Annotated in this window: 11 protein-coding genes; 2 read left to right on the top strand and 9 right to left on the bottom strand. The window is 46.0% G+C overall.

Annotated elements, in window-relative coordinates; translation table 11 throughout:
• Positions 1-137: 137 nt before the first annotated feature.
• The 5 genes from truA to fabB form a co-directional block, all read right to left on the bottom strand.
• Positions 138-932 carry a tRNA pseudouridine(38-40) synthase TruA gene (truA, locus tag R7Z49_RS09480; RefSeq protein WP_017820799.1) on the bottom strand — a complete coding sequence of 265 codons (795 nt, stop codon included), beginning with the start codon at positions 930-932 and terminating at the stop codon, positions 138-140.
• Between the two features lie 142 nt (positions 933-1,074).
• Positions 1,075-5,514: a FimV/HubP family polar landmark protein gene (locus R7Z49_RS09475; protein ID WP_258489233.1), complete on the bottom strand. Its 4,440-nt coding sequence runs from the start codon at positions 5,512-5,514 to the stop codon at positions 1,075-1,077.
• 197 nt (positions 5,515-5,711) lie between these two features.
• Positions 5,712-6,725, bottom strand: a complete 1,014-nt coding sequence (locus R7Z49_RS09470; RefSeq protein ID WP_005380562.1) for an aspartate-semialdehyde dehydrogenase — start codon at positions 6,723-6,725, stop codon at positions 5,712-5,714.
• On the bottom strand, positions 6,722-7,855 hold the full coding sequence (locus R7Z49_RS09465; RefSeq protein ID WP_005380560.1) for a 4-phosphoerythronate dehydrogenase: 1,134 nt from the start codon (positions 7,853-7,855) through the stop codon (positions 6,722-6,724). The genes R7Z49_RS09470 and R7Z49_RS09465 overlap by 4 nt, the downstream gene beginning before the upstream one ends.
• A 340-nt stretch (positions 7,856-8,195) precedes the next feature.
• Entirely contained in the window at positions 8,196-9,407 is a 1,212-nt protein-coding gene (gene fabB, locus R7Z49_RS09460) for a beta-ketoacyl-ACP synthase I (protein ID WP_005380557.1), read from the bottom strand.
• A gap of 128 nt (positions 9,408-9,535) precedes the next feature.
• On the opposite strand from fabB, the gene mnmC reads away from it, so the two are divergent.
• A complete protein-coding gene (gene mnmC / locus R7Z49_RS09455; RefSeq protein ID WP_318111583.1) occupies positions 9,536-11,554 on the top strand; it encodes a bifunctional tRNA (5-methylaminomethyl-2-thiouridine)(34)-methyltransferase MnmD/FAD-dependent 5-carboxymethylaminomethyl-2-thiouridine(34) oxidoreductase MnmC in 2,019 nt (672 codons plus the stop codon).
• A gap of 75 nt (positions 11,555-11,629) precedes the next feature.
• On the opposite strand, the gene R7Z49_RS09450 is transcribed toward mnmC, so the two are convergent.
• The 3 genes from R7Z49_RS09450 to R7Z49_RS09440 all read right to left on the bottom strand — a co-directional run bounded on the left by R7Z49_RS09450 (position 11,630) and on the right by R7Z49_RS09440 (position 13,120).
• Positions 11,630-12,154, bottom strand: coding sequence for an NADPH-dependent FMN reductase (locus tag R7Z49_RS09450; RefSeq protein ID WP_149192448.1), 525 nt, complete (start codon positions 12,152-12,154; stop codon positions 11,630-11,632).
• Between the two features lie 146 nt (positions 12,155-12,300).
• On the bottom strand, positions 12,301-12,564 hold the full coding sequence (locus R7Z49_RS09445) for a YfcL family protein (RefSeq protein ID WP_017635933.1): 264 nt from the start codon (positions 12,562-12,564) through the stop codon (positions 12,301-12,303).
• Between the two features lie 25 nt (positions 12,565-12,589).
• Complete coding sequence (locus R7Z49_RS09440; RefSeq protein WP_186584747.1) at positions 12,590-13,120, bottom strand: elongation factor P hydroxylase; 531 nt, start codon at positions 13,118-13,120, stop codon at positions 12,590-12,592.
• A gap of 332 nt (positions 13,121-13,452) precedes the next feature.
• Between R7Z49_RS09440 and R7Z49_RS09435 the strand changes: the two genes are divergently transcribed.
• Entirely contained in the window at positions 13,453-14,076 is a 624-nt protein-coding gene (locus tag R7Z49_RS09435) for a trimeric intracellular cation channel family protein (protein WP_005380544.1), read from the top strand.
• A 223-nt stretch (positions 14,077-14,299) separates the two neighbouring features.
• On the opposite strand, the gene aroC is transcribed toward R7Z49_RS09435, so the two are convergent.
• On the bottom strand, positions 14,300-15,385 hold the full coding sequence (gene aroC / locus R7Z49_RS09430) for a chorismate synthase (protein WP_031780893.1): 1,086 nt from the start codon (positions 15,383-15,385) through the stop codon (positions 14,300-14,302).
• Positions 15,386-15,464: the final 79 nt, after the last annotated feature.

Raw genomic sequence — 15,464 nt, 5'->3', positions numbered from 1 at the left:
CCGACGGATTAAACCATATCTTGCAGCTACTGTAGATAAAAAACTGGTTGTACCTATTTTTGATATCGTAAATAGCGTATGTTTTCCGTTCACATTCAATATAAACACTACCGATATTTTGAAATAAGTTTGTAAAATTAGTTCAAATTATCTGGTAAAAACAGTGGACCGATCGGCACTTCAGGTAACCCAAACTCTTCTGGGTAGTCTACATCTACCAGGTACAGACCTTCCGCTTTCGCTGTCGCACCCGCTACTTTGCGATCTTTGGCGTCTAATAACCACTTGATCCATTCAGGACTCTCTTCGCCACGTCCAACTTTTATCAAGCTACCCGTGATATTACGAACCATATGATGCACGAACGCATTGGCTTTAATATCAATAACCACATAGTTTCCATGGCGCGTAACGTTCAGATGCATCAAGTTTCGAAATGGACTGCGAGACTGACAATGCGCCGCGCGAAACGACGTAAAATCATTTTCGCCGAGTAGGAACTGCCCTGCTTCATGCATTTTTTTCTCGTCGAGCTCACCATGATAGTGACTAACCCCCGAGTTTAAGATGCCTGGACGTAAAGCATGATTGAAAATAATGTAACGATAACGGCGCGCTGTCGCTGAGAATCTTGCATGGAAATCATCTGAAACTTCTTGAGCCCAACGAACCGCTATATCGCTCGGCATGTTCGCGTTTGCGCCCATGGTCCAAGCTACCATTTTTCGAGTAACGTTGGTATCAAAGTGCACAACTTGTCCCGTGCCATGCACGCCTGCGTCTGTCCGACCAGCACACTGAACTTCAACTGGGTGATTAGCGACGACGGACAATGCTTTCTCTAGCTCTTCTTGGACACTTTTCACTTCTCTTTGGCGCTGCCAACCAAAGTAGTTTGTACCGTTGTACTCGATACCTAATGCGATTCTCATCTTAACCTTCGAACTCTAAAATGGGGCGGGAAGTATATACTCAAGTCACCTCAAGTTGCCAGTTTCACCAAGGGTGACATAAAGGTAGCATCCTACTAACGGGACACAAAAAGGGTAGCAAACGCTACCCTTTTGTTTCGGTTTATCGGCCATTAATGGCGTCAATCAGGCTTTTTGCTTCGCGGCGAATATCATCCTCACCGTAAACAATCGCCTCTTCTAGTAGTTTAATCGCCCCTTGAGAATCGTTCATCTCGAGATAGATTTTAGCCAAATCCAGTTTCCCAGCCGCTTCAGCATTGCTATCTACGTCAATATCGCCGATCTCACCGATAACATCTGGAAACTCGTTCAATCCGACATCGAGCTTAAGGTCTTCTTCTTCGAACTCACCACCTTCTCTGTCGACCTGAGCCATCAATTCATCAATCGTCATAAATTGATTTTTCTTCGGGTCGAAGTCATCCAAGTCGCTTTGCTCTGCCCAGTTTTCTTGCGCGATCTCTGGCTGACTTAGTGCATCACTCGAATTCCAAACATCACGCTGGTCCTCAGGCACTTCTTCAGTAGAACTTACGTTATCAGCAGCGGGTTTAAAGCCATCCCAATCATCTCCAACATCAAGCATGGTTTCAAAATCCATACCTGCACTTGCGATGGTGTCACTGTCTAGTTTACCTTCAAATACTTCTGAGTTTGCGTCTTCCGCAAGAAGGTTAGCCATTGATGATTCATCATCCAAATTACTGAGCGGCTCACCCTCTGTCGCTGTTGGCTGCACTTCTGGGTCAGTATCAAAGCCGTTTTGCTGCGCAAATACTTCAAACAAAGCATCATGATCGTTATCGGCTTGAATAGCTGGTCTCGATGTCTCTGCTTCAACCTTAGGGCTCCCTGAAGCACCCTCGTTCATTGACGCGAGAACATCTTCCTCATTGAACTCTGGAAGATCTTGGTCGTCAAAACTTAACTCTTCATCCTCACCGGAGATTGGTTCTATATCTGCAGTCTCAGAGCTCGGTAATTCTGGCTCTTCTTCCATCGACGCCAAGGCATCTTCTTCGCTGAACTCTGGCAAATCGAGCTCATCAAAATTGAACTCTTCTTCGGACTCAGTTGGCAAGTCGGCTTCAACTTGTTCTAGTTCAATGGACTCGGACGTTTCTAACTCCGGCTCATCCACCATAGACGCCAATGCGTCTTCTTCACTAAACTCAGGAAGATCCAGCTCATCAAAATTGAATTCATCTTCTGATTCAGCTGGTAAGTCTGCTTCAACCTGTTCTGGCTCAACGGACTCGGACGTTTCTAACTCCGGCTCATCCGCCATAGACGCCAATGCGTCTTCTTCACTAAACTCAGGAAGATCTAGCTCATCAAAATTGAATTCATCTTCTGATTCAGTTGGCAAGTCGGCTTCAACTTGTTCTGGTTCAACGGACTCGGACGTTTCTAACGCAGGTTCGCCAGCCATAGACGCCAGTGCATCTTCTTCACTGAACTCTGGCAAATCGAGCTCATCAAAATTGAACTCTTCTTCGGACTCAGTTGGCAAGTCGGCTTCAACTTGTTCTGGCTCAACGGACTCGGACGTTTCTAACGTAGGTTCGCCAGCCATAGACGCCAGTGCATCTTCTTCACTGAACTCTGGCAAATCGAGCTCATCAAAATTGAATTCATCTTCTGATTCAGCTGGCAAGTCTGCTTCAACCTGTTCTGGCTCAACGGACTCGGGCGTTTCTAACGCAGGTTCGCCAGCCATGGACGCCAATGCGTCTTCTTCACTAAACTCAGGAAGATCCAGCTCGTCAAAATTGAACTCTTCTTCGGACTCAGCTGGCAAGTCGGCTTCAATTTGTTCTGGTTCAACGGACTCGGACGTTTCTAACGCAGGTTCGCCAGCCATAGATGCTAGAGCATCTTCTTCGCTGAATTCTGGAAGATCTAGCTCATCAAAATTGAATTCTTCTTCTGAATCGTTGGTCGACTCAGTTTCCGGCTCCAATTCAGGCTCATCCAGTAGCCAATCTTCTTCTTGTGGAACACCGAATTCATTTTCTATTGTATTTGGTGTCGGCGTGAAGGCTGGAATGTCTTCCTCTTGCTCAACGTGAGGCTGTACCTCAGCATCGGACTCCACGGATGGTTCTTGTGTTGAATCAGTATCGGTAGCCTCTTGTTGTAGTGATGAAGCTTCCTCTATCTCCGTTTGTGTTTTTTCAACTTGCTGCGGTAAATCGTCTTCACTATCAAATAGAGCGTCAAGTTCAGCAGAAAAATCCGCTTTTTCTTGTTCTGTTGGCAGAAGTTCTTCACTGTCTGACTCAAATAGGTCGTCTAGCTCGCTCATTAAAGGATCATTCTCTGGTGAGAGGTCCTCTAAATCACCAAGAAATTCATCGCTGCTAAATGGCTCTGAGGCAGCCTCTGGCTCGGTTAATGGTTGATCTTCTACAGCTTGTTGCGTGTCTGGCTGGCTTTCACTTAATAAAGCGTCGATGTCCAACCCAGACTCAATGTCCTGATCTTCATGAGTTTGTTCTGACCCAACTACGGGAGATGGCTTTTCGTCGGCGTCTGGCTCACCAAAACCAAGTGATTTCAGTAACTCTTCCTCTTCCGATTTATTCTGCTCTGGGCTCTCGTCCTCTCGAATCAGATCATCAAACGGATCTAAATCAGCTTCAGTCTCTTCATCAAGTTCAGAGGTAACATCATCAATGAGTTCGTCCAGTAAGTCTGTGCTATCTGCGTCTAACTCTTCGATCGAGTCATCACCTTCAAAACCAGAGATTGCTTCTAGCTCGTTTAGTGGATCAAACTCGTCTGTGTCATCTTCATCAAAATCAATGAGTTCATCGAGTAGCTCTGTACTGTTTTCATCTAGAACAGGACCTTCATTGGCGTCAGCTTCTCGAACTTCCGATTCACTAGCCGGTTGTTCATACTGGGCCAATAGCTTATCGATATCGTCGTCAGATGCCTCTCCTACACTAAAGTCATCATCCGAAACGGGCTGTTTTAACTCAGGCTCATCAGTATCTAAATCGAAGTCATCGTTGCCAAGTTCAGCAAACAAGTCATCAAGCATATCCTGGTCGACAGTGTCACTTGGTAACTCTTCTGACGGCTCATCGGCTGCAAGTAACTCGGCAAATGCGTCGTCTGAAAGCGAGTCTGATTTCTCATTCGCATCATCCGAAAGATCGAAGCCAGACTCATCGTCATCGAGCACTTCTAGTTCTGGAGCAACCTCATCTAAGGCTCGCTCCATTTCTTCTAAACCAAGCGCCTTTTCTTCGCCGTTGACTTGGATACCATTGTTCGATGACTCAAACTCATCCAGACCAACATCTAGGTCACCGTCATCGCCAATATCTGCAAATGGGTCATCGTCCCCTTCCAGATTGAAATCAAGTTCTTCATCGTCGAGGTTAGCAAAGACGTCTTCTTCTAAATCTGACTTCTCTTCTTGTAAAGACTGTGCGTTGATATCTTCATCTGCAAACAATTCATCATCAAGCGTGAGCTCTTCATCCAGCTCATCCGCCGCCGCTAAACCGATTGGCGCCGCAAGAGGATCAACGTTTTGCTGTTCCTGCGCAGCCGCTTCTTCCTCTTTCGCTTTAGAGCGTCGGCCAAGAAGCATAACAACTAGCAACGCAATCAAAGCACCAGGAATTAATGCCGCAAGACCAACGAGCCAACCATTAGACAAAATTTTGTCCATGGTGCTTGGTTGCATGCGCTGTTGTTCAGCAAGGCGTTGGCGCTCTTCAGCAAGCAGCTTCTCGACTTCTGAGCGAATGCGTTCTTCGTCATTCAACTCGCTTTTCAAAGTTTCGACTTCGCTTTGCACTTCTGACAGCATCAATCGAAGACGATGGTTCTTCTCTTCTAATGACTCTAATTCACTTTGTGAGCCTTGAAGTTTGTCCTTTAGCGCACTGACCTGCTTTTCACCCTGCGGAGAGGTGGTTACTGGTGGCGCAGGGATGACGGGTATTGTTTTCGGAGTTGGTTTTGGCTCCGTTGCTGCCACTGTCTCTGGCTTAGTCGCAGACTTGGGTTCTACTTTAATTTGTGGCTTTGGTTGCTCGGTGACTCGTTGTGCTGGCGTCGCTCTATTTGTCGGCTTCGGCTGTTTTAACTTAGCTTCATGCGCCTTCATAATCGCAACAGCTTGCGCTGTGGTCGCGCTTTGCACTTGCTCTAAAGAAGGTACTCGTAGCCGACTCCCTGGGATCAATTCATGAATGTTTTGGTTCTCAAACGCTTGAGGGTTAATTCGGTAAATGGCAAGAAGCGTTTGTTGAACGGTAACACCGCGTGAAGGTCGTAATTCTGAAGCGATCGACCATAGTGTTTGATTTTCACCAGTCGGACCAAAGAAACGTGACGGTTGAGTATTCGCAGGAGGAGCAGGTAATGCTCGCTCAATATCTTCAGCATAGCTCGGAGATGATTGCACTTCACCAGACGGTCCAACAAGACGAATTCCTTCGGCTTGAACCACTGATGATGTCTGAGTCGCGCTCATCAACACAAGGGCTGCTAACAAACGCTTATAATTTTGACGCATAGAAGGCTCAGTTTTGTGCTAAATACAATTTGAAATGGTGATCGGTTAAATATATCGGATATCGCATGCAAAACTATAGCGTTGAGAATAAAAAATGTGTGGCTCTCGCCATATTCGTACTAATCTCACACTATTTTGTTTCGTTCGTACAAAAAAGCCTCGCACTGTGCGAGGCTTTGAAATGAACTGTAAGCGACTTAGTAGTAATCGCGGATCAGAACTTCTGCGATTTGCACCGCGTTAGTTGCCGCGCCTTTACGCACGTTATCAGCAACAACCCACAGGTTTACGCCGCTATGATGGCTGATATCGTTACGGATACGGCCAACCATTACATGGTCTTTACCGCCCGCATCGCGAACTTGTGTAGGGAAGTCTTCACCGTGGAACACTTCGATACCGTCTGTTTGCTCAAGCAAGTTAACAACTTCTTGTGCATCGATAGGTGAACGAGTCTCAATGTGAAGTGCTTCTGCGTGACCGTAGAATACAGGAACACGTACACACGTTGGATTGACTGTGATTGATGGATCGTTAAAGATCTTCTGTGTTTCCCACACCATTTTCATTTCTTCTTTGGTGTAGCCGTTTTCCATCATCTGATCGATTTGTGGAATACAGTTAAACGCGATCTGTTGAGAGAATTGCTTCTTGTCTGCAGGCAGACCGTTTAGCAGCTTCGCCGTTTGACCTGCTAGCTCATCAATACCCGCTTTGCCTGCACCAGATACCGATTGGTAGGTTGATACGTTAATACGCTCAATGCCCACCGCATCGTGAATTGGTTTTAGTGCCACCAACATTTGGATGGTTGAACAGTTCGGGTTCGCAATGATGTTACGGTTACGAAACTCTGCAATCGCTTCTGGGTTTACTTCTGGCACAACAAGAGGAATGTCGTACTCGTAACGGAAGTGTGATGTATTGTCGATAACAATCACGCCTTCATCAGCGGCAATTGGAGCCCACTTGGCTGATAGCTCACCACCAGCAGAAAACAGTGCGATATGCGCTTGAGACCAATCGAACTCTTCTACGTTTTGAACGCGTACCGTTTTACCATTGAAGCGGTAAGTCTTGCCTTCGCTGCGCTCACTCGCGAGTAGGAAGATTTCGCCTACTGGGAATTTGCGCTCTTGAAGCACATCCAAAATTGTTTCACCGACCGCACCGGTCGCACCTAAAATGGCAACATTATATTGCTGGCTCATTGACTTACCTCAATCTGAAAACCTAGTTCTGCTAATGGAGCAAGGTTACATGTTTTGTTACCCACTAGCGTGACAGCGCTGTATTCACGGCGATCCCAGTAGTTTTTACGCATCAGGTCAAAAGCGCCTGGCTTACTGATTTCACGGCGGAAAAGAGCGTCATCTCTACGCACATCATAGATTAACTGCGTTATGTTATGCAGTGTTGCTTCGTCCCAAGCTCTGTCCAATACCATAGTAGGAACAGGCGCGGTTGGCAGTAAATCGCTGGCATGCGCACGTAATTCGTTATTTAAGAACTCACAATAGCTGTTGAAAATCATCGTCGTACCGCGAGCTTTCCCTTCCAGACCATAGCCTGCAACGTGAGGGGTTGCGAATGCTAGCAGAGGCAGAAGCTCCATATCAACCTCTGGTTCAAATTCAAATACGTCAAGTGCCGCTGTAAAGCCATCGTTTTTCAAAAGACGTTGCTTCAAAGCAGCGTTGTCAACGATGGGACCTCGAGCCGCGTTAATCAAAATTTGATCGCTGCGGAGACCATTTAATACCTTCTCATCAATCAAATGATGCGTTGGGTATGGGCCATCTTTGGTGATTGGCGTATGTAGTGTAATGATGTCTGAGCTTTCAATCAGTTCTGTCAACGGAGTAAAGCTACGAGGATCACCAGCCTCTTGTTTGAATGGGTCATTGATGAGAACTTTAATACCCATGCCTTTCAAACATTTCTCTAGGTAGCTACCTACTTGGCCTGCACCAATAATACCTACCGTCTTGTCAAATACCGAGAAACCTTGTTGCTGAGCGAGCACCATCATCACGCTGAACGCGTATTCCGCCACACCCACTTTGTTACACCCTGGCGCCGCAGTGAAGAAAATGCCTTTCTCTTTTAAGAGTGCTTGGTCAACATGATCCATGCCTGCCGTGGCCGTACCAACAAACTTCAGCTTGTTTGCTTTGCTGATCAGGTCAGCATTCACTTTGGTGACTGAGCGAATCATTAGGGCATCAACATCCACTAAATCATCGGCGGTCAGTGTACGACCTGGTTTTAGAATTACGTTACCGAGTTGGCTGAATAGTTCTTCAGCATACGGCATATTTTCATCAACAATAATTTTCATAGCGCCAGCGTTCTAACATCCATTTGTAAGAGTTCGTTTATTCGCAAGATGCGAAACTAAAGCGATTGTGCCCTTTTCCCGAAAAATCTCAAGATATAACACCAATAAACCTCAAGGAGGTAACTCCTATAGAATCGATTGACGGGAAGCCTAGAGAAAAGCAGAAACAGAGAAAAGAAAAAGCCCGGCTAAATAGCCGGGCAAAGTTCCAGAACAAAAGGATCCTATCCCGCTCTCCATGGGATAGAGTCTGCGTCTGTTCGATCAGTGTGACTGATCAAGCTCTGGAAACTGGATTGTTGGCGTTTACAGTACTCTCGCAAGGCGCCAACAAATTCAGTTAACCTTGGTACTTTTTAATAACCAAAGTTGCGTTTGTGCCGCCAAAGCCAAAGCTGTTTGACATTACGGTCGTTAGCTCTGCATCACGTGCTTCTGTCACGATGTCCAGACCTTGTGCTGCTTCGTCCAAGTTTGAAATATTGATGCTTGGAGCAATGAAGTTTTTGTCTAGCATAAGTGTTGAGTAAATTGCTTCGTGCACGCCCGCTGCGCCGAGTGCGTGGCCAGTCATTGCTTTTGTTGCAGAGATTGCAGGGCTGTTCTCACCAAACAATTGTTGGATAGCACCAAGCTCTTTCACGTCACCAACTGGTGTCGATGTGCCGTGCGTGTTGATGTAATCCACACCATCAACGTCTTGCATCGCCATCTTCATACAACGAATTGCGCCTTCACCTGATGGCGCTACCATGTCGTAGCCATCTGATGTCGCACCGTAACCTACGATTTCACCGTAGATTTTCGCACCACGTGCCAGTGCGTGCTCTAGTTCTTCAATAACCAGCATGCCGCCGCCGCCCGAGATAACAAAACCGTCACGGTCTGCATCGTATGTACGAGATGCTTTGTCTGGCGTGTCATTGTATTTGGTTGACAGTGCGCCCATCGCATCAAACATCATAGTTTGAGACCAATCTAGCTCTTCGCCGCCACCAGCAAAAACAATATCTTGTTTGCCTAGTTGAATAAGCTCCATAGCATGGCCGATACAGTGTGCAGATGTTGCACATGCAGAGCTCATTGAGTAGTTCACGCCACGAATCTTAAATGGCGTAGCAAGACAAGCAGAAACAGTAGAAGACATAGTACGAGGAACCATGTAAGGACCAACTCGCTTTACGCCTTTGGCGCGCATCGTGTCTGTCGCTACCGTTTGATTGTATGCAGAAGCACCGCCAGAACCTGCAACGATACCGGTACGATCGTTTGAAACCTGCTCTTCTGTAAGACCAGCGTCTGCGATTGCCTGCTCCATTGATAGGTATGCATAAGCAGCCGCATCACCCATAAAGCGCATCTGCTTACGGTCGATGTGTTCCGCCGGGTTGATTTTTAGGTCACCCCATACTTGCGAACGAAGACCGTGTTCTTTGAACTGCTCAGATGCAGTGATGCCAGATTTGCCCGCTTTAAGAGACGCTAGAACTTCTTCGACGTTGTTACCGATACTTGAAACAATACCCATACCGGTGATTACGACTCGTTTCATTATGACATTCCTATAATTCAAAAATCCGCTAGATGATAACTAAGATAGTCAACAAAAGTGGTCAGCTTTCCCATAAATTCGTACAATCGCCCCATTCTTACCGCGCCAAATCACAAATTTGCACCATTATGACTTCAATAAAAAACGCAGAACTTGGTTGGAACGAAGCTGGTACTCCGGTTTCAGACCAATTTGATGATGTTTACTTCTCTAACGTAAACGGTCTTGAAGAGACACGCTACGTTTTCTTAAAACAAAATCATCTCCCAGAAAGATGGCAGGAATTTGACCAAAGACGTTTTGTCATTGGTGAAACAGGATTTGGCACGGGATTAAACTTCTTAGCAGTATGCCAGTGGTTTAGTGAGTTTCGTCGTCAGCATCCGGACGCAACATTGAAAGAGCTGCATTTTATTAGCTTTGAAAAATACCCATTAAGCAAAGCCGATTTAAAGAAGGCGCATGAAGCTTGGCCTGAGCTAGCTGAGTACGCGGAAAAGTTACAAAAGCACTACCCTGCCGCTGTGCCGGAGTGTCATCGCATTGTTTTAGAAGACGGCGCAATCACACTCGACCTTTGGTTTGGTGACATTAAAGACTGCATGCCGCAAGTTCCATACAACGAACAAGGTTTGATTGATACTTGGTTCTTAGATGGATTCGCGCCAAGCAAAAACCCAGAAATGTGGAACCAAGGCCTGTTCAACAACATGGCAAAGCTAGCCAAGCAAGATTGTACAGTTGCCACGTTTACCGCAGCAGGCTTTGTACGTCGTGGTTTGAACGAAGCTGGCTTTACAATGAAAAAGGTGAAAGGTTTCGGCACTAAGCGAGAAATGATCGCCGGCTCTATGGAGCAACGTGAAAAGCAGTCGAACCATCTCCCTTGGTTCAATCGCTCAGCATCTAGCAATCTTGATTCGATTGCCATCATTGGTGGTGGTATAGCCAGCGCGGCGTTAGCGAAAACGTTAGTTCGTCGTGGCCAAAACGTCACCCTTTACTGTAAAGACAAACAACCAGCCAAAGGAGCTTCAGGCAATCGACAAGGAGCCGTTTATCCACTGCTTAATGGCCCGCACACGGGTGTTTCACGAGTGTTTGCTCCTGCATTTTTGTTCGCACGTCAGTTTGTTGAACAAGCAGCACAAGAGATCGATTTTGATCATGGATGGTGTGGCGTAACTCAGTTGATGTGGGATGACAAATCCACAGACAAACTGGAGAAAATACTTGCGGGTAACTTCACTCCAGAGCTCATTCAAAAGCTGTCCGCCGAGGAAACTGCGAACACTATCGGGTTACCTATTGATATGGCGTCTGTGCACTACCCAATGGGAGGGTGGCTGTGCCCTGCCGAGTTAACGCGTGGGTTAATTAAACAATTGGAGAAGACGTCGTTACTCTCAACGAAGTTTGAACATCTTGTTGAGGCATTAGATTGGGATGAAAAGCGTCAGCTCTGGCTACTAACGGCGAGTGGTCAAACATTTGAGCACTCAACGGTTGTAATTGCGAACGGCCATGAGTTCCAGACATTGAGTCAAACCGCTTCCCTACCAATGGGACAAGTGAAAGGACAAGTCAGTCATGCGCCAGCAACCGAAACGCTGAGTCAGCTGAAAACGGTGTTGTGTTACGACGGTTACATGACACCTGTTAACCCAAGTAATCAACACTTGTGTATCGGTGCAAGCTACGACCGCAGTCACCTTGACTACGAATTTGATGAAAACGCCCAAAAAGATAATGCGGAAAAGCTAGTGAAATGTGTACCGAATCAAACATGGGCAAAAGAGGTAGATATCACTGGTAATCAATCTCGCCAAGGTATTCGTTGTGTTAGCCGAGATCACTTACCATTTGTCGGAAATGTGGGTGACTTTGAGACGATCAAAACGCAATACGCCAACTTACAAAATCAAAAAGAAGAAGAGGTAGAAACCATTCATCAGTACCCTAACCTATTCTGCTTCTTAGGTTTAGGATCTCGTGGACTGAGCTCTGCACCATTATTAGCTGAAGTGTTGGCCTCCCAGATCTGTGGGGACCCGCTGCCATTACCGGTTGATGTATTGACCGAACTTCACCCAAGTCGAATGTGGTTTCGTAAACTAAGAAAAGGCAAAGCCATTACCGAGCTGTAAGAGTATTCTCTGTTTTGATTCCCGACACAGATACGTGTCGGGAATCGCTAACTCATTAAGTCGCTCGTACTGAGATTACTTCAGCAGTGCAACTGCCTGTTTCACTTGCTCTGCCACTTCTGGGTTTACAACCTTACCCGATTCCACGTCAAAATTTTCGTAGAAGCTCGGCACAGATAACGATGCCTTTACATCCGCGCCAAAAAATTGTGCAGAACCTGTCGCCGCCGCAAGAACACTTTGCGCACCACTGGGACCTGGGGAAGTTGCTAAATAAACGACAGGTTTGTTTTGAAATACATTACGCTCAATGCGCGTCGCCCAATCGAACAAGTTTTTATAGGCCGCTGGGTACGAACCGTTGTGCTCTGCGAAGGAGACAACGAGAGCGTCAGCCTCCGCCAAGTCACGTAAAAACGCGACAGCCCCTTCAGCTTGACCTATTTCTTTCTCTTTGTCCTCGCTAAACATTGGCGCTTGATAATCGTTTAAGTCTAGAACATTCACTTGAGCGCCTTCGACTTGATTTGCTGCGTATGTAGCAAGTAGTTTGTTGATTGAGGTAGAGCTGGTAGATGCACCAAATGCGACAATTTTCATGGTTGTAATCCTTTGTTCACGTTTTATGCTGATCAGAATAAAAGTTGAACAGTTTCGCTACAACCACAAAAATTTTATGGAGAGGTTCGAATTTTTCGAAGTAGTAAATGACTAGGATTAAATAAAGGGAGAACGCTGCTTAGGGACTAAGCCTGAGCCTGGAGCTCTTGCCACAAATCACTGACAATCACGCGATCGGCCGGGCTTAACTCGGTACGCGCATTTTCTAAGCTGCTCTCAATGCGTGACTTCAGCTCAGTAATATCGCTAATCCCTTCTTCTTCACAAGACGCCGCGGATAAAGAGATGTGACCACGTAAATAACCACCAGCAAACAATTCATCGTCAGATGCTGTTTCAATTCGAGCATCAATCAGTTCCAGTAGTTTTTCTTCAAATTCAATAATCATGGTGTATCTCTGAGGTTATTAGTGGTTATTTAACGCAAAAGTCCGACGCTTCCAGTGGCTTAGTTTGATAAAATGCGCGCAGGGCATCAGAAAGCATTTTCACTCGCAAAGGCAAGCCAACGTCCAAAATACCTAGCACTTCTTTATGCACTTTTTTCATAAAGCCGAGCCTATCTGGTTCAAAATCGCCGTGTAGATTGTCACAACTCACCGTAAAAGGGAAGCCAGCGCTTTGTGCCAGAATCCATTCATAAGCTTGAGGTCGCACTTCAACTTTCTCAAACTCCTCTTGAACTTCTGCTGTTCGCCCATCAGGTTCATACCAATAACCAAAATCTTCCAGCAAACGACGCTCTGGACCAGCCACACACCAATGCGAAATCTCGTGTAAAGCAGAGGCGTAAAAACCCCGAGCAAAAATAATCCGATGATGAGGGTGTTCATCATCAGCAGGAAGATAAATAGGCTCATCACCACCTAACTCTAATTTCGTATTAAATTGTTCTAAAAAGGTGTCATTAAAAATGGTGATTAAGTCTTGGTATTCGTGGGTCATCGTCGAGTTTGTACTTCAGTTTGACATGCGCTGCATATTGTCGCTGTTTTTAGTTATGAGGTAAAGGCACCCCCACATTTTTGGTTATTAGTTGAATTTATCTGAAGGTCGCTTTCTCCATACAATTTCTCATTCGTCAGCGTACTTATTTACCACTACACTCTCGCCTTATTTTGATGCCGTTCAAACCGCTATTTTGAAGCCGTTTGATTACAAGCATGTTGCTGGTTTTAATCACTTTTTAAGAGAGATAGAACCGTTTGTAAGTGTTGTTACTTCGCCTACGCTGATTCTCGTAGAACGTAGTGACTTTTTACGTTGAGTGTTTCCCTATGTTGCTAAGTGTGTTGTATATCATTGGTATCACGGCTGAAGCCATGACAGGTGCGTTAAGTGCTGGTAGAAGAAAGATGGACTGGTTTGGTGTTATGTTGGTGGCCAGCGCAACGGCCATTGGTGGTGGCACCGTACGTGACATTCTATTAGGCCACTACCCTCTTGGTTGGGTAAAAAACCCAGAGTTCCTTGCAATTACGTGTGTTGCAGGTGTGCTAACAACAGGTTTAGCGAAATGGGTGATTAAGCTGAAAGGTCTGTTCATTCGCCTCGATGCATTAGGTTTAATCGTGTTTAGTATCATCGGAACAAAAATTGCGATGGGCATGGGCTTGCACCCTGGTATTTGTATGGTTTCAGCGTTAGTAACTGGTGTATTCGGTGGGCTACTTCGTGACTTAATCTGTCGCCAAACACCATTGGTACTGCATGAAGAGCTTTACGCTTCTGTCGCTCTTATCGCATCAGGAATGTACTTAGCGCTATTAGAATTCAATGTTCCCGATGTCACTGCCACTATTATTACACTGGTTACTGGTTACATGTTGCGTATGGCTGCGGTACGCTTTAAGTGGCGTCTGCCTTCTTTCCATTTGGAAACCGAAGGCTCGATTCATTAAGCAAAAACTACTTAAACAAAAAAGGTTGCCTGATAAAATTGTGCCACCCGCGATTCAGTGAGTGGCACAATTTTATACTCAGTCATCCTGAACAGCGACGAAGGAGCATGATTCAGGATCTATTATCCGAGCACTCTGTCGTCAGAGATGTTTCTTTCTCTTTTCATCGTGCTGAAATTAGATTCCTAGTCTCGCTATAGCTCGCTGGAATGACACAAAGCTCTTAAATCTTCGGTGTTTCAGTTGTTACGCCATGGTTTTGACCACGGTGGCGTAGTAAATGATCCATCACCACAATTGCCAGCATCGCTTCTGCGATAGGCACAGCACGAATACCAACACATGGGTCATGACGACCTTTGGTGATCAACTGAGTTGGTTCACCTTCTTTTGTGATGGTCTCACCCGGCACAGTGATACTTGATGTTGGCTTAAGCGCAATGTTTGCGACAATGTCTTGACCAGTCGAGATACCACCAAGAATGCCACCCGCATGATTACTACCAAAACCTTCAGGAGCAAGCGTATCACGGTGCTGACTGCCTTTTTGGTTTACCACCTCGAAACCGTCTCCGATTTCTACGCCTTTCACCGCGTTGATGCTCATTAGTGCGTGCGCGATGTCTGCATCCAAACGGTCAAATACGGGTTCCCCAAGACCAACAGGCACGTTAGTTGCCACAACCTGGATTTTTGCGCCAATAGAGTCGCCTTCTTTTTTCAGGTCACGGATAAGTTGGTCAAATGCTTCTACTTTGTCAGCATCAGGGCAGAAGAATGCATTGTTCTCGATTTCGTTCCAATCTACCTTGTCGATAGATACATCACCCATTTGTGACAAGTAAGCACGAATCTCAACACCAAACTCATCTTTTAAGTATTTCTTCGCGATTGCACCAGCAGCCACACGCATTGCGGTTTCACGAGCTGAAGAACGGCCGCCACCGCGATAGTCGCGGATGCCATATTTTTGGTGGTAAGTGTAATCAGCATGACCCGGTCTGAACTTATCTTTGATGTCAGAGTAGTCTTTTGAGCGCTGATCGGTGTTTTCAATTAGCAAACCGATCGATGTGCCCGTGGTTTTGCCTTCAAAAACGCCAGAAAGAATTTTAACTTCATCCGGTTCACGACGTTGTGTGGTGTAACGTGATGTGCCTGGACGACGGCGGTCGAGATCAATTTGTAGATCTGCTTCTGTAATTTCCAACCCCGGAGGACATCCGTCTACGATACATCCCAGTGCGATACCGTGACTTTCCCCGAATGTCGTCACTCGGAAATGTTGTCCGATACTGTTTCCTGCCATTACTTCCTCAAGTTTTTATCGCCACGCTCTCTCAAAACAGAGCATAGCTGCTTTCCAATTCTTCGTGGATTCATAGTGG

It is taken from the genome of Vibrio sp. 1562 (assembly GCF_033340155.1).
GTDB lineage: Bacteria > Pseudomonadota > Gammaproteobacteria > Enterobacterales > Vibrionaceae > Vibrio > Vibrio alginolyticus.
The sequence above is the reverse complement of the archived record's forward strand: the minus strand, read 5'-3'. Positions and strand labels throughout refer to the sequence as shown.

Bases quoted from the DNA above. Each gene is read 5' to 3' on its own strand.
- truA (WP_017820799.1), bottom strand. From the start codon at position 932: ATGAGAATCGCATTAGGTATCGAGTACAACGGTACAAACTACTTTGGT.
- R7Z49_RS09475 (WP_258489233.1), bottom strand. From the start codon at position 5,514: ATGCGTCAAAATTATAAGCGTTTGTTAGCAGCCCTTGTGTTGATGAGC.
- R7Z49_RS09470 (WP_005380562.1), bottom strand. From the start codon at position 6,725: ATGAGCCAGCAATATAATGTTGCCATTTTAGGTGCGACCGGTGCGGTC.
- R7Z49_RS09465 (WP_005380560.1), bottom strand. From the start codon at position 7,855: ATGAAAATTATTGTTGATGAAAATATGCCGTATGCTGAAGAACTATTC.
- fabB (WP_005380557.1), bottom strand. From the start codon at position 9,407: ATGAAACGAGTCGTAATCACCGGTATGGGTATTGTTTCAAGTATCGGT.
- mnmC (WP_318111583.1), top strand. From the start codon at position 9,536: ATGACTTCAATAAAAAACGCAGAACTTGGTTGGAACGAAGCTGGTACT.
- R7Z49_RS09450 (WP_149192448.1), bottom strand. From the start codon at position 12,154: ATGAAAATTGTCGCATTTGGTGCATCTACCAGCTCTACCTCAATCAAC.
- R7Z49_RS09445 (WP_017635933.1), bottom strand. From the start codon at position 12,564: ATGATTATTGAATTTGAAGAAAAACTACTGGAACTGATTGATGCTCGA.
- R7Z49_RS09440 (WP_186584747.1), bottom strand. From the start codon at position 13,120: ATGACCCACGAATACCAAGACTTAATCACCATTTTTAATGACACCTTT.
- R7Z49_RS09435 (WP_005380544.1), top strand. From the start codon at position 13,453: ATGTTGCTAAGTGTGTTGTATATCATTGGTATCACGGCTGAAGCCATG.
- aroC (WP_031780893.1), bottom strand. From the start codon at position 15,385: ATGGCAGGAAACAGTATCGGACAACATTTCCGAGTGACGACATTCGGG.